The sequence below is a fragment of the Paenibacillus sp. E194 genome, from assembly GCF_000935845.1.
Classification (GTDB): domain Bacteria; phylum Bacillota; class Bacilli; order Paenibacillales; family Paenibacillaceae; genus Paenibacillus_B; species Paenibacillus_B alvei_B.
Map to the genome: position 1 here is coordinate 1 of NZ_JMDX01000143.1, position 16,030 is coordinate 16,030.

At 47.1% G+C, this 16,030-nt stretch carries 8 protein-coding genes, 2 tRNA genes and 2 pseudogenes; 1 reads left to right on the forward strand and 11 read right to left on the reverse strand.

What is annotated here, in order from left to right; genetic code table 11:
* Positions 1 to 184 (reverse strand): annotated as a pseudogene (locus tag AZ66_RS18640) (IS3 family transposase); the annotation flags it as partial.
* Between the two features lie 361 nt (positions 185 to 545).
* Between AZ66_RS18640 and AZ66_RS18645 the strand changes: the two are divergent.
* A complete protein-coding gene (locus tag AZ66_RS18645) occupies positions 546 to 1,892 on the forward strand; it encodes a DJ-1/PfpI family protein (RefSeq protein ID WP_044356207.1) in 1,347 nt (448 codons plus the stop codon).
* 542 nt (positions 1,893 to 2,434) lie between these two features.
* Here the strand turns inward: AZ66_RS18645 and AZ66_RS18650 are convergent.
* From AZ66_RS18650 to AZ66_RS18695, 10 genes and pseudogenes are all read right to left on the reverse strand, one after another.
* Complete coding sequence (locus tag AZ66_RS18650; RefSeq protein WP_044356209.1) at positions 2,435 to 3,700, reverse strand: IS110 family transposase; 1,266 nt, start codon at positions 3,698 to 3,700, stop codon at positions 2,435 to 2,437.
* A gap of 393 nt (positions 3,701 to 4,093) precedes the next feature.
* Positions 4,094 to 5,929, reverse strand: a complete 1,836-nt coding sequence (gene glmS / locus AZ66_RS18655; protein WP_044356210.1) for a glutamine--fructose-6-phosphate transaminase (isomerizing) — start codon at positions 5,927 to 5,929, stop codon at positions 4,094 to 4,096.
* 824 nt (positions 5,930 to 6,753) lie between these two features.
* Positions 6,754 to 8,098: pseudogene (gene glmM / locus AZ66_RS18660) on the reverse strand (phosphoglucosamine mutase).
* A 150-nt stretch (positions 8,099 to 8,248) separates the two neighbouring features.
* A complete protein-coding gene (locus tag AZ66_RS18665; RefSeq protein ID WP_044356211.1) occupies positions 8,249 to 9,688 on the reverse strand; it encodes a CdaR family protein in 1,440 nt (479 codons plus the stop codon).
* Positions 9,681 to 10,505: a diadenylate cyclase CdaA gene (gene cdaA / locus AZ66_RS18670; protein ID WP_021255712.1), complete on the reverse strand. Its 825-nt coding sequence runs from the start codon at positions 10,503 to 10,505 to the stop codon at positions 9,681 to 9,683. Before cdaA ends, AZ66_RS18665 begins: the two co-directional genes overlap by 8 nt.
* Before the next feature lie 194 nt (positions 10,506 to 10,699).
* Entirely contained in the window at positions 10,700 to 11,317 is a 618-nt protein-coding gene (locus AZ66_RS18675) for a zf-HC2 domain-containing protein (RefSeq protein WP_036619480.1), read from the reverse strand.
* Positions 11,318 to 11,517: 200 nt separating this feature from the next.
* Positions 11,518 to 12,084, reverse strand: coding sequence for an RNA polymerase sigma factor SigW (sigW, locus tag AZ66_RS18680; protein ID WP_021259340.1), 567 nt, complete (start codon positions 12,082 to 12,084; stop codon positions 11,518 to 11,520).
* Between the two features lie 374 nt (positions 12,085 to 12,458).
* The gene (gene ppc / locus AZ66_RS18685) at positions 12,459 to 15,248 is read right to left on the reverse strand and encodes a phosphoenolpyruvate carboxylase (protein WP_044356212.1); all 2,790 of its coding nucleotides are present in this window, start codon (positions 15,246 to 15,248) and stop codon (positions 12,459 to 12,461) included.
* Between the two features lie 612 nt (positions 15,249 to 15,860).
* A tRNA-Gly gene (locus tag AZ66_RS18690) sits at positions 15,861 to 15,934 on the reverse strand.
* Positions 15,935 to 15,943: 9 nt separating this feature from the next.
* Positions 15,944 to 16,020: transfer RNA gene (locus AZ66_RS18695), tRNA-Pro, on the reverse strand.
* Positions 16,021 to 16,030 lie beyond the last annotated feature (10 nt).

A 16,030-nucleotide genomic window follows, 5' to 3' on the forward strand; every position in this document is an offset into this window, starting at 1 on the left:
CCAGAAGCCCAAATTCACCCTTCTCTCGATATTTCCTCATCCATTTCTTCATCCGCTGTTTATCATGAATTTTAAAATGTTCATTGATCTGCCGATAAGTCCACTTTTCCTCCACATGCAAGCGGATGGCTTCAGCTTTTAGTTCTTCTGAATACGTTTTGAACTTCTGTCCTTTGATAGCCATAAAAAATGCACCCCCTATAGAGATTCATCGGATGTAACACGAGGGGTGTTTATCCAATTTCTACTATAGGGGGTGCACTTCAATGTTCGAAATTTCAATGACAGATGTTTTTTTATTTTTAAAGGTTCCGCTAGGATGAGAAGCGTTAGTTCATCAGTGGCCCCATTACCGAACAGCGCATTGTCACCGTTTTGTTAAAATTATAGCCCATTTGAGTCATCCTAAAAAAAGAATACAGACTAGGGTCCAGTGGCAGTTCCAACGTTAGGCTGGCCTCTCTACCGAACCACAGACAGATGCCCTGTTCATCTTGATTTGTTAAATTTTATGGGAAAGAATCTAACTTGAAGGAGCGAAGCAAGTGAAAATTGTATTACGCATTATTATCTATCTCATCGTTTTTGTCGTCGTCGTAGGGGGGATAGGCGCGGTCGGGTTCATCAATACGATGAATGCCGGAATGTCGGTTTACGATAAAGCCCCCACTGCATTGACGGATTTGCAGGTACCGAAATATGACTCTAACAAACCGACGGTGGCCGTGCTTCTGGCGAACGAAGTGACGGAAGTGTTCGATTTTCTCGTCCCATACGAGATGTTTGCGATGACTGAAGCTTACAATGTATATGGCGTTGCCCCCGATCGCGAAATAAAATCGCTAACCGGTGGACTCGATGTCGTCCCACACTATTCGTATGACGAAATGGATGCGATGCTCGGCAAAAGCCCAGACATTATCGTCATTCCGTTTATGCCGATTTTGGACGAGAATAAATATGCGCCTGTCCGTGAATGGATCCGGAAGCACTCGGGTGCCAAGACGACATTGATCTCCATTTGCAACGGGGCTGAAAACCTGGCGGATACCGGCTTGCTGAACGGCAAATCGGCCGCGACGCACTGGGGAGACATTAACAGGCTCATTAAAAAATATCCGAAAGTCCAGTGGGTGAATGACCGGCGCTACGTCCCACAAGGCAATATCGTATCTTCTGCCGGCCTGACATCGGGGATCGACGCTACACTATACGTCATCTCCAAGCAACTAGGCGAGGCGGCGGCGAAGAAAGTGGCGAAAGAGATGAACTATCCCTCTTACGAGTACGTGACAAACCCGCAAATGAAACCGTTTGTTGCCGGGTTGAGCGATATAACGTACGTACTGAACAACGCTTATCAATGGAACAAAGTAAAGGCGGGCGTGCTGCTATATAACGGCGCCGATGAACTGGATTTGTCCGCCGCATTCGATACGTATACCGCTTCCGGTACGACGACGACGTTGACAGTTTCTAGCGCGAACCAACCAATCGTAACGAAGCACGGCCTACACCTAGTCGCGCGTTATCAGATAAAAACCGTGCCGAAGTTAGAGAAAATGATTGTCGTCGGTGCCGATGCCGAATCTGCAGCCGCCGAAGACATCAACCAATGGAAGAACAGCGGCTACAGCGCGAAACTGCTGTTCCTACACCGCGACGCGGCGGATCGGTTTGCAATGGATCCCGCATTCGAGGATTTGGCTGAGCAAGAGGATATCCAGACGGCGAAATTTGCCGCCAAGCGGCTTGAATATCGCGCCACCGACCACCTGAAGCTGAAAGGTAGCTCCTTCTCTTTTGAAGCGTTTGGCGTACCAGTTTTACTCGGCGTCTTGTCCTTGATCATCGCTTTTTTCATCAATCGTCGCTTCATCCACAGGAAATAGAAATCGTCTGCAGATGATGAGCGCATCGAGGTATGATTGAGTATGCGAGGCTCTGCTATATCGGGAAAATCGACAATAATTCATTTAATAAACGAGACACGATAGAACAACGACATCAGGCTACAGGCTACCGGCTGAACGGTAGCCTGTTCCGCAATATCCTGCCCGTTAGCTCCCTCAAAGTGATTAAGTTTCCTCACTCAGACTCATGAATTCGCAGGATTTCACCCTACGGTAAATGTGAGGGAAGAAGACTTGTAGGAGCCGGTGACTTGGGGATCGTAGCAAGGGCATGTGAAAGCAAGGGTGAGGTATCCTTCACCCATATTGTTCCATATGCGCACGTCTCCACTTCACCTTAGCGATTCTCACTCCCATGTCTCAACGGGTCTAAGCCCTTTCATTCCTTCGTCACATCTAACTTAGGGGTGGAGGTCGGTCTTTCTAACGGAACGGGTCCGAGCCCTTTTGCTTAACTTCTCCCGATACTCCGTGCTTCTTGTTATCCTGCGAATGCATGAGTTAGTGAGGGAAGAATGGATTTAGGCTGCTTGCGGGAAAACTTTGGCTGAGTCATAGCCTTCGCAACTCTTAGCTAAGCCCACTAGCATTCGTGCAACTTTACCGCATAATTTCATAATGGAATTCATTTTCTTTAACTTCTTTACCTCGACGTTGAAATGGTGCAGAGCTCTGACATCCGAATTTGTCATGACCATACACATTGTCATGAGATAGAGAAACCTCCGTAGACGAGGGCGGCCACGTTTGCTAAGTGACATTTTACCACGCCACTTTCCAGAACTCGCTTCTGTTAGGTTAAGACCGGCATGTCGTAACAAAGCATTTCCATGGGCATAGCCGCTCAGATCTCCGGTTTCTCCTAGAACACCAGCCAAGCTCGTTGCATTCAACCCCTGAATTTCAAGCAACTTCTGTGCGTAGGGAATACGCTTAAGGATGAGATGAAGGTCATGCTCAATCTGTTCAAGCTGGCGCTTCGCCAAGTCATATTCCTCGAGCAATTGTCCAAGGTGAAGTTTGTAGGCATGGAGTGCCTGCGTGGCGCCAACACTGGATTTTGCTAGTACAATGAGCTGCTCCGCTCGTTTAACTCCAGCATGACGCTTCACATATTGTTTCCATCCAGCAAGGATCTGTTCTGTTGTTAAGCGACAAATTTCCTTCGGTAAGGGGAAGAGTCTGAGCGTTGCAATGGCACTTGTGCAAGTAAGGATCTTAAAGACCTGGCGCAGCTCAGGGAACACGATATCTACCCAACGATGAATTTGGTTAACAGCGCTGTTGAGCCGTTTGGTAACCGTGTCTCGGTTAGCCATGAGAATTCGCAGTTCTTCGTAGGCTTCTGAATGAAAACGAACAGGGGAGTAATACCCGTTTTTGACCATATCTGCAATGACAAGAGCGTCCTTGCGGTCGCTTTTAGAGGGGGTATTGTCACGGTTCTCCTTGTTCTTTTTGACGAGATGGGGATTAACAAGAACGGACTCAATGCTCTGAGAAGAGAGCCAACGTGCGAGACTTAGCCAGTAATGTCCAGTGGGTTCCATACCTACAATGACTTTGTTAAGCTTGTAGGCTTTGAGTAGATCATGGATCCAGCGCCCCAGCATCTCAAACCCTTCAAGATGATTGCCAAACTCTAGCGGTGTACCTAATGCAATTCCACGAAAGCTGACAGAGCGAGCAACGTGAACTTCTTGAGCGATATCTACGCCGATGACTAGATGCTGATCGGTAATGTTTTCAATGAGTTGATTTTGCTTATCTTGTGCCTTAAACTTCATAGTAGAGCGACCTCCTGGATGGGATTTTTGAGGCAATGACCTCGTGCACAACCCCATCGTACCGAGGCGCTCGTTTTTGTTCAACAACCAAATAATTCGTATTACAGGAATTCTTAATGAAGCGACGTCAGTCTAATACTTTATTTTCACAGTCTACAACTTTATTTGCCTAGTCTAACACTTAATTTTTCAGTCTAGAACTCTATTTTCTTTTGACACCTGTATTCCCCCGAAAGCCGTGTCACTCCTGAATTTCCCTAAATTTTATTTTCTCTCGTTCCCTTCTTGAAATAAAAAAGGATCGGGGATTCACTGGTCATTGGCTCCAGCATTCCCCAATCCTTGGACAAACTTTTTTACATCGTGACAATAATGTTCACTTAATGCTCTTCCCTATTCCACCGTCACGCTCTTCGCCAAGTTCCTTGGCTTATCCACATCATTGCCTCGTGCCAAGCTTGCATAGTAAGCAACAAGCTGCAATGGCACTACAGACAGAGCAGGAGACAAACGAGACAGCGTAGCCGGAAGTACGAACATGCCATCAACCGCCTTCTCTACTGCAGCAGCATTCGCTTCGTCGGTAATCGCGTATACGACACCGCCGCGCGCCTTCACTTCCTTAATGTTGCTCACCGTCTTCTCAACAAGAGCAGTCTGTGTAGCCAGTGCAATGACAGGTACACCTTCTTCGATCAAGGCGAGTGTTCCGTGCTTCAACTCACCCGCAGCATACGCCTCGGAATGAATATATGAGATCTCTTTCAGCTTCAGTGATCCTTCCAATGCTACCGCATAGTCCAGACCACGGCCGATGAAGAACATATTGTCGTGCTTTGCAATGTCCTCTGCGACCCGCTTCAGCTCGTCAGATTGCTCCAGGATGCGCTCCACCTGCTCCGGTAATGCCTGCATCGCAGCAATCTGTTCTTTAATCCAAGCCTGATCATGGAGGCCAAGCTTCTCTGCCCAGTACAGGCTGAATATCATGAAGGCAACAAGCTGTGATGTGTACGCCTTAGTAGAGGCAACCGCAATCTCAGGTCCTGCCCATGTGACGATTGTATCGTCTGCTTCACGGGCAACCGAGCTGCCTACAACGTTCGTAATCGCCAGAACAGTCGCACCGCAACGCTTCGCCTCACGAAGTGCTGCGAGTGTATCTGCTGTCTCACCGGACTGGCTGACAACAATAACAAGCGTCTGTGGTGTAATAATTGGCGAACGGTAGCGATACTCCGAAGCGACATCTGTCTCAACGGGAACGCCTGCACATTGCTCGATCAGCGTACGTCCGACAAGACCTGCATGATAAGCAGTACCGCATGCGACAATATGCACGTTGCGAATTTCTTGTAATTTCTCTGCAGTCAAATGCTTCAACTCAGGAAGCTTGATTCCACTGCGATTTTCTTGCATTCTACCGCGCATCGTGTCGCGATATGCCTTGGGCTGCTCATGAATTTCTTTGAGCATGAAATGGTCGTAACCGCCTTTTTCCGCAGTCAACACGTCCCAATCGACAACAATCATTTCCCGAGAAATAAAATTCCCCTCTAACGTCATCAATTCGACAGCGTCCTTAGTCAGTACGGCCATTTCGTTGTCGTTCAAAATATACACTCGACGCGTATATTGCAAAATCGCCGGAATATCCGAACCGATAAAGTTCTCGCCTTCTCCAATACCGATAACTAACGGACTTGCGAAGCGAACAGCAACCAGCTTATCCGGTTCATGCTCTGTCAGGACAGCCAATGCATAAGCACCGCGCATACGCGCTGTAGCCTTCTGCACAGCCTTCACAATATCTCCGTCATACTCTTGAGCAATCAGATGAGAAATGACCTCTGTATCCGTCTCTGAACGGAATACAACTCCGGACGCGATCAGCTCTTCCTTCAGCTCCATATAGTTCTCGATAATACCGTTGTGAACAACAGAGAACTTCATCGATGCATCCGTATGCGGATGTGAATTCTCATTCGAAGGCTTGCCATGTGTCGCCCAGCGAGTGTGGCCAATGCCTACTGAACCTTGCAGCGGCTCATCCTCCAATTGAGAAGCAAGGACAGCTAATCTACCTTGTGCCTTGCGCACTTGCAAGCCTTCCGGTGTGAATACAGCAATGCCAGCAGAATCATATCCACGATACTCCAGCTTGCCCAATCCTTCCAACAACACCGTTTGAGAATTTCTAGCTCCAATATATCCGACAATACCACACATAATATAGACCTCCGATTATTCGCGGCCTCTCCAGTTGGCGACGTCGCACACAGAAGTCCATGCCCCATAAGCATGAGTGCATAGCATTATTGGATGACTTATAAAGTTCAATAAGCTCATGGATAACGAGGGAAGCAGCCTAATTTGTAATAGCCTACTCTTCGCCAAGCAGCACAACAAGCAAGCTTGTTAGCCAGCTTGGACTCTGTGTGCTCTGTCCATCCACGAGACAGCCCGATTCTTAGTAGTTAATTGAGTTAAATCTTAATGGCAGCGATAATCAGCTGCATTGTATCTCCAAATGGATACGCCTTGACTATGCAAGTGTATCTCCATCCCAATATCTAACATACCTGCGTAAGCATGCGTTGTCAGGAAAGTCGCCTCTCCTGCATTCCGCTAATGCTCTTACGGTGCCGGTAACACACCGGGAGGTCCCCGCCGAACATTTCGAACACCTCCACCTCGTCCACTCGCTGCAATGGCCGATTCAGCAGCAAGCGCTGGCGCTTCTTGAACGGTTGCCCGTTACATTGCCAACCTCACAATCCTCACTTTCTATATGTGAATCATCTTCTAATTTTCTATTTCCTATCTTCCTTACGAAGAGGACTAGCTCATCCTCTAGCATAAGCTGTTCCTGCATCATACACCGGCTTCTTGGCTGAGCTTCCAGGCATCGGCTTCGCCTTATCCACTCTATATTTGCGGAACATGTTCTTACATTATATTCACTTTAGCCATTTTCCGCAACAATGCTACAGAAAATAGGAAAAAAGCCGCTTACCTGACAACGTCAGGAAAACGGCTCTGAACAAGTCCTATTAAGCTAGTTCTTTCTGTACAACCTCTACAATGCGGTTGACATATCCCGCTACAATATCCGCCTCAGGGCCTTCGGCCATGACACGAATCAGGGATTCTGTCCCGGATGGACGAACGAGCACGCGACCATTGTCACCCAACTCCTGCTCAACTTCCGCAATCGCCTTCTCGATAGCTGCATTGCCTTGGTATTTCGATTTATCCCCAACACGCACGTTCACCAGCACTTGTGGGTATTTGCGCATAAGCGACTTCGCTTCACTTAAGGATTGGCCATTTGCCTTCAAGTTAGCAACCAATTGGATACCAGACAGCATACCGTCTCCTGTCGTATTGTAATCCAAGAAGATAACGTGTCCGGATTGCTCACCGCCTAAGTTATAATTACCGCGGCGCATTTCTTCCATTACGTAGCGATCGCCAACTGCCGTCTTGGCTGTATTCAATCCGTGCTTCTCAGCACCCTTAAAGAAGCCAATGTTGCTCATGACTGTTGTTACAATCGTATCACTATTCAAACGACCAGCCCGCTTCATTGCATCGCCGCAAATGAGCAGAATGAAGTCGCCGTCAACTTCCTCGCCATGTTCATCAATTGCAATTAAGCGATCCGCATCACCGTCAAAAGCCAGACCCAAATGAGCCTTGTGGCGCAGCACTTCTTCTTTCAACATTTCCGGATGCGTTGAACCGCAATGATCGTTGATATTCAGACCTGTTGGCTCGGCGCCAATGGCGATTACTTCTGCACCAAGTTCACGGAACAAGCGTGGTGCCAGCTCATAAGCAGCACCGTGTGCACAATCGAGCACAATGCGCATACCATCGAAGCGTTGATCAACGGTTGACTCCAAATACTCTACATAGCGCCATTTCGCTTCCGTATCCGCTGTAACCGTACCGAGACCTTCGCCAATTGGACGAGGAAGCTCATCTTCAGCAGCATCCATTAGCTGCTCAATTTCAAGTTCTGTCTCATCAAGCAGCTTGTAGCCGTCGCTGCCGAAGAACTTAATCCCATTGTCCTGAACAGGGTTATGGGAGGCAGAGATCATAACCCCCTGCATCAGCACCCAATACACGTGTCAAATATGCAACAGCTGGTGTAGACAACACCCCAAGCTGGATGACATCTGCACCAATTGACAGCAAACCTGCTGTCAATGAAGCCTCAAGCATACGGCCAGATACACGCGTATCCATACCGATAACCACCTTCGGTTTGCCTGATGCCTGCTTCGTCAGTACATAGCCTCCACAGCGTCCAATTTTAAAAGCAAGTTCCGCTGTCAATTCTTGATTCGCTACACCGCGTACACCATCAGTACCAAAATATTTCCCCATCGTTCGCTTCTCCTTCATGCTGCCATCAATCAATATGATCTGCTGTTGTTAGCACCTTCGATCATAAATCCATCCTGTGCAGCATCTATTCTCACGTCGTAAATTTGATTTTCATTATTCTATTCGTCAATTCATGTATGTCACACATCTCTAGTTGGAATGTTCCACTGATCCGTTTACCGCTTCGGTCGGTGTTCCTTCCGCTTCATTCGAGGAAGGCGGATTCTCATGAGTGTCGGTCGATGGATTGCTTGGATGCCCCGTCTCATTCTGGGTTCCTGATGTCGAGCCGTTGCCTACTTCTTCTGGGATCGAAGTAGGAGGCTTCGGATCAGGCAATGTCGTTACGGGCGCTTCCGTATCCTTAATTACGACCTTGATCGTTAGCGGAGTTGAATCCACTCGTCGAACGAACCGAGGCAAGTTTACCTGCAAGTTCACTGTATGCTCACCAGGAGGCAAGTCATTCACATTCGCAATCAACTGAATGTCACTTACCTTCAGCGCATCAATCAGATTCGGTGCGCCAACAACAATAACGTCCATCTTGCGGGAAGCCGGTTCCGCAATCGTCGTCTCCAATCGGTCATTGTCACCAGTTAGTGTAATAGGAACGTCCGATATCGTACGCTGTTTTACACCCGAAATTTGCAATTCGACAGTAATCTCACTCGGTTCTATTTTCTCAATGTTCGCAGGCTGCGTCAATTGTACCTTTAACTTATACGTTCCTGCAGCTTCAAATTGGCGCAAATCGACTTGTACATTATCCAAGTATTCGATCTTATCCAACGCTTCCTGAGGGCCGTACAAGGTCACCTGATTGACATCTGGAGACAAGGCTGACACAGCAAGTCCTTCCACCAATTGTCCAGTCAAATTCACTTGGAGCGGTACGGTCTTGAATGGCTTCGTGATCGGTACTTCGACCTCGACAAAAGATGGTGTCAGGACTGCTCCCTCCACTTCATTGCCTCTCGCATTAAACGCCGTCAACTTCACCCGCTTCGTGATGACAGACTCATTCGCCTTATCGATACTTACTGTACCTACTATCGATTTTACTTCAGCCATACGAGATGCGGGAAGAGTTACATGAACCCGGTTCGAAGGACGCACAATTGGAGTGCCTGCCTTATATCCTTTGGCAGGGGTTCCTTCTGTTTGTACCTGTACTTCGTACTCCTTCGTCTGCACATCCTCCAGCTCAATCGTTGCACTGCTCGGCTCCATCGATATCAAGTCAATTCCAGTCGGCAACTCATGACGGAGCTGTACCACATGTTTCCCTTTCCCATAGCCTGTTAAATCAAGTGTTACTTTATAATCTTCTGGCAATGCAGAAGCAATCGCTGTCCGCTTGCCTCGAACCTGTATACGAACCTTATCCGGCCGTATGGACTTAATCACCTGCTGCTTCGTATCCAATCCGACAATCCGTACTTGCACATCATCAATCCAGCGAGATTCCATGAGCGGCTGCGGAGAAGTCGGTGTTGTATCGTCTTTATGTACGACAGCGAATAGAAGTACACCTAATACTAACGCAATAATCTTCGCTGCATTATTATTCATTAACCACTTATCCATGATGCTCACCTTTTCGTTTCCAGAACATTTTCAGTTCTTTCTTCGCCTTCGGCTTTAACTCATCGAACAGCTTGGATATGAGTGATTCTTCCTTAATATCACGCACAACTTGTCCATTGATAGCAAGGGACACTTGTCCCGTCTCCTCGGAGACGACAACAGAGATCGCATCACATACTTCGCTGATTCCAATAGCTGCCCGATGTCTTGTCCCCAATTCCTTACTGATAAATGGATTCTCGGACAACGGCAAATAACAAGCTGCTGCTGCAATTTGGCTGCCTTGTATAATAACTGCTCCGTCGTGCAGTGGTGTATTCGGGATAAATAGGTTAATGAGCAACTCTGAGCTAATACGGGAGTTCATGGCAATGCCTGACTCCGTGTATTCATTCAACCCTGTCACACGTTCGAAGACGATGAGTGCACCGATCTTCCGTCGTGACATATAATTAACTGCTTTAATAAGCTCGCTAATAACACGAGCCGTCTCATCTTCCTCTGCTACAGCTCGCCCACCGAACATTTTCCCTCGACCCAGCTGCTCCAATGCTCGTCGCAGCTCAGGTTGGAATATAATCACGATCGCAAGAACCCCGAACGTAAACATTTGATTCATAAGCCATTTCAGCGTATACAAATCAAACCACGTACTGATCGCCCAAGTCACGACGAGGATAAAGATCCCCTTCAGCAACTGGACAGCACGCGTTCCGCGGATGAGCACAAGTAGCTTATAAATTACATAACTAACGATTAAAATATCGATGATATTCTTGATCGTGTCTTTCCACGACATGTCCGCAAAATAATTCATGCAGGTACCCCCGGCGTTCGTTTCCCCTGATAAGATCCTGATGAGAAGATGAAGCATCTCTCTATGTATAACTATAACCTTTTCGTCTTGATGAAGCAAAATTTATATTCCATTCTTATCCATCCTTACAAAAAAGCCCTCCTGCAATAGCTGCAGGAGAGCCTCGGTACAACAGATACGGATGCTGTCATTCGTTATGGCAGCGACGGCCCCGTGCCGAACAAGTTCGTAAGCTGGTACCACATCCAGCTTAGTGCTTCGTCGATTTGGTGAACCGATCCCGAAATATTTGCCGTAGATGCTTGATACAGCTTCCCGTCAATGACGGTTACATCGCCCTTCACTTTGCCGTACACTTCTGCGACTCCGTTATGAATCGTTAAGTTACCTGATATTACTTTATCCGAAGGCACGATGACCTTATTATTCTCTACGACAACTCCATTCAGATCAGCGCCCTTAACCATAAGCTGCTTATCCGCATTCCACATACTTAGAGCACTTGTCATCATAACCAACACAAAGACGGCTGCGACGGTAATGGCTGGGTGACGTTTGACCCATAGCATGAACGCACTTTGCTGCTTCGGCTTCGGTATAACGCTCATAACCCGTGCCGTCAAATCATCCGATACAGGCTGCACTCGGTGATTGAAGCTGTACAGCAGAGTGTCCATCTCCTCTAACTGACGAAATCGTTCGCGGCAATCCGGGCATGCAAGCATATGTTGTTTCAATTCGAGTGCATATTCCGGTGTCAAATCGTCATCTAGTAAATCATGCATTAATGAGACGGCTTGTTTGCAATCCATTTGAGCCAATCCTTTCATGGAGTCTCCAATCAGATACGATGGCACATCCTACATTAAGAAGGATGACCCTATCTGGGACGTATCGTCATGCACCGAAGTCTTTCCCAACATCCTGTACATTTTCGTTAGGGCTCATTCGGCTTGTTATACGATACGACTTGAATGCAAAATAGTTTCACTCTTTAGCCTGCTATTTTTTATCAGATTTTACGTTCCAGCTTCTTTCGGAGAAATTCTCTTCCCCGGTGCACCCTCGTTTTGATCGTGGTCACAGGCATATCCAGCACATCGCTAATTTCCTGCAGCGACATATCCTTTAAGTAACGAAGCACCATCACGGTCTTATATTTGGCAGGAAGACTCTCAATCGCCTCATGGACCATTTTCTGAGTCTCGCTTACAAGCAAGTATGTCTCAGGTGTACGATCATCGCTAGGGATCATCGCATACCCGTCAATGCCCTCCTGGTCATTCATCTCTGCATCAAGGGAATAATTCGGCTTCCGTTTGCGCAAGCGATCAATGCACAGGTTCGTTCCGATACGATAGATCCAAGTCGAGAACTTCTGAGTCTCATCGTAACGATCCAAATTGCGATATACACGCAGAAATGTATCTTGTACCACATCCTCTGCTTCATGCCGATTGCTCAGCATGCGATAGGCAAGATGGAATATTTTATCCTTATATAAATCGACAATCTCGGCAAACGCTCGCGTATCCCCTTTTCGAGCCAATCTCACGAGCCGTTGTTCTAGCGTATCCAAGCGGTCTCCCTCCATCCTCACTGCTCTTATGCCGATGTCTTCTCAATCATTGCACCTCAATGACAATGCCGGACATCGTAAGCAGGAATGTGAACCTTGGGAGCAACGTATCTTACTGTGCTCACGATCATTCACCGAATTCAGTGAATGAACAATGGCTCATTCGGGAAGCCTTGTTCCCTGCCTGTCGCTGCCCTAGGGGTGCGAGTGTGTCGATGTAGAAGCAATGCTGCTCTTCTTTGCCGGCGCACTCTTTCCTATGTATAAACACAGGAAAAGTCGAGCCTCGATCACTCAAGACTCGACTGCATCGTCGCTACTTCGTGCTGTTTACGTATCGACGTAGCCTGCGGAAATCGATCATTCCGACATTATCAACCTGTATTTCGAAGCCCTGCTGCAATACCGTTAATCGTAAGCAATACTTCTCGCAGCAATACCGCATCATCCTCTTCGTTCTCACGAAGCTCGCGCAGCTCTGCCAGCAGCTCCACCTGCATATAGCTGAGCGGATCCACGTATGGATTGCGCAAGCGAATCGATTCCTGGATGACAGGAACATTGTCGAGAATATCCTCTTGTCCGGTAATTTGCAGGATTAACGAAGAGGTTAATTTGAATTCTTCCTCAATTTGCGTAAAAATACGCTCGCGAATGGTTTCGTCCTTAATCATGCCTGCATATTCCTTGGCAATGACAAGATCCGCCTTCGCAAGTGCCATTTGCAAGCTGTCGATCATAGACTGGAAGAAGGAATAATGCTGATACATATGGCGCATCGTTTCCATATTCTCTTCCTTGCCTTGATAGAAGCTCTGCAATCCTGTTCCTGCTGCATACCACGCAGGGAGCAAGTACCGGCTCTGCGTCCATGCGAATACCCAAGGAATCGCACGCAAGTCTTCGAAGCGGTCGCTGTTCTTCCGCTTCGACGGACGTGAACCAATGTTCAGTTCACCGATCTCTGGAAGCGGCGTAGACTCCTTGAAGAACGTCATGAAGTCCGGATCACGGAAGATCAGATCCTGATACTTCTCCAGCGAAGCCTGGGAGATGCTCTCCATGAGATCCTTCCACTTCGATTCATACAGATCCGTATGCGGTGTACGAGCCAGCGTAGCCGCTTGTATAAGTGCCGAAGTTGCTTGTTCCAAGCTTCGGTAAGCAATGCCTTGTACGGAATAACGGGAAGACAATACTTCACCCTGCTCCGTAATTTTGATGCCGCCACCAATCGTGTGTGGAGGCTGTGCCATAATACTGCGGTTCAATGGCATACCACCACGACCAAGTGCACCGCCACGACCATGGAAGAACTTCAATTTCACATCGTACTTCTTAGCAGACGCCGTCAGTTCCTTCAAAGCCATACGAAGCTCCCAGTTCGCTGTAAATGCACCGCCGTCTTTGTTGCTGTCTGAGTAGCCAAGCATGATCTCCTGCAGATCATTCATTGCTTCAACAGCACTGCGGTATATCGGCAAATCAAACAACGTCTTCATGATCGCAGGTGCGGCATGAAGGTCGTCGACAGTCTCGAAGAGCGGCACAGCCTGCAATGTGCAGTGTACTTTGCCTTTCTCTTTGCGGAACATGCCTACTTCCTTCGCAAGCAGCATGACTTCAAGCACATCGCTCGCTGCCTCCGCCATACTGATCAAGTAGCTTGTAATACATTTTTCACCGAATTCCTTCTGTGCATCATAGACGATACGATACACATTCAGTACTTCAGTTGTGGATTCACTATATTGAATATATTCCGATATCAATGGACGAGGATCATTCAGCAGGCGATTAAGAAGCTCAATCTTCTCCTCTTCGCCCAAGCTGCTGTAATCGTCCACGATGTTCATGTTAGCCAAAATTTCAGTCATCGCATTTTCATGCTCTTTACTATGCTGACGAATATCAAGTGTCGCCATGTGGAAGCCGAACAGTTCTACTTGACGAATCAGTTTCTTCACATACGTGTCTGATACATAATCTGCGAAGTGGTGGCGCAAGCTCCGGTCGATAATTCTCAGATCTTCTAAGAACTCAAGCGGATTGTTGTAACGCTGTGCTGTCCCCTTCGTCGACTCATCCAGTATATTATTCAACTTCTCGAACATGTAGATTAACTTGATACGATACGGTTCCTTCTCATTGTTCCAGTATCCCGCATGCGTCAATGTCACATTGCGGCTGTCCTCTGCAATCGAGGATAGCAATTCCTCAGATACAGATACAATTGTAGTACTGAAGCTAAGCGTACGGAACAAGGACTTCAATCGCTCCTCGTATTTGCGAATCGCAAGAGTACGCTGCATCTTCAATGTTTCCCATGTTACATCATGGGTAACCGAAGGATTACCGTCACGGTCGCCACCGATCCAAGAACCAAATCGAAGGTAAGTAGGCACATGCCATCCTCCGGATGGATAGTACTTATCCAGGCAGCGTTCCAATTCATGATATACATCTGGCAGAACATCGAACAGTGTCTCGTTGAAATAGAATAGGCCGTTGCGCACTTCATCAAGTACAGTTGGCTTACGATCACGCAGTTCATCTGTTTGCCATAGTGTAATCACTTCGTTCAGCAGCTTATCTCGCAATTGTTCACGCTCACGGTGTGTCAGAGTTGGATTATCCAACATTGTGACATCATCAGCGATGCGCTTATGAATATCGAGAATGGCCCGACGCATCGCCTCAGTCGGGTGCGCCGTTATGACAAGTTCCAAAGAAATGCTTTCAATAATTCCTTGCAATTCTTCTTCGGAAACTTTACGCTCCTTCAACTCCATGATCACACTTTCGATTGATCCTGGTTGAATGGTTTCACCGGCAGAGCGCTCATAATCGCGTTTGCGACGGATCCGATGATTCTGTTCTGCAATGTTCACTAACTGGAAGTAGATAGCGAATGCACGAATCACTTGATGTCGGATTTCGGGGTTCAACGTATTGATGAGTTGCTTAAACTCCTCATACAACTCGGGTAAAAATACGGCACGCAACGATTTGCTAAGCTCGCGGATCTTCTCCACAATGTTAAGCAATTCATTACCACCTTGATGGACGAGCACTTCGCCGAGTATATTACCCAGAAAACGAACGTCCCGCCGCAACATATTGTTGGAATTAGTCTTGTTTGCGGTTAACGTTAGATCAGTCATTCGTCTCCCCCTATCTCACAATTCAGTACAGTCTGTAAAAGACTTTCTTAACATCATACTACAAATTGAGACGAAAATCTTTACTTTTCATTGAAAAAATCGCACGTTTCAATTGTATCCCCTTACATTGGTTCGGGTTTACTATCGATCGTCATCTTGATATTGCTAACCTGTATTTTTAGCCTTAAACAGCTTGAAATGTATGTTCATCATCCTACTCATTATGTTTCATGTAGGGCCTGTAATTCATACATGATCGTCTAAATATGGACTGCGAACGCAGCTATCTCAACAAAAAAACGCCTTTCGGCGTCGATTTCATACTGGATTAATGAAATGGGAATACTCCCATCGCTTATGGTGCTCTAATTGTCGGCTCACTTATAACTTCTCCGGCACGTGCACTGATCTGTATTTCAAGAGGCTTTGCAGTGCGGTACTCAACATGTCTGATCTGAAAAAATGGAGCCTCTCAGTTCCATTCGGTTATTGTTCATGTTGACGCTCGTCCTACTCGAGTATTTCATCGAAGTCTTTACGGACGGTCAAACCCTTGGGTTCTCATCCCATCATATATACAAAAAAAACGCCTATTGGCGTTGGTTTATTAAATGGAGCGGGTGATGGGAATCGAACCCACGCTACCAGCTTGGAAGGCTGGAGTTCTACCATTGAACTACACCCGCAAATTTAAATGGTCGGGATGACACGATTTGAACATGCGACCCCCTGGTCCCAAACCAGGTGCTCTACCAAGCTGAGCTACATCCCGATACTGTATT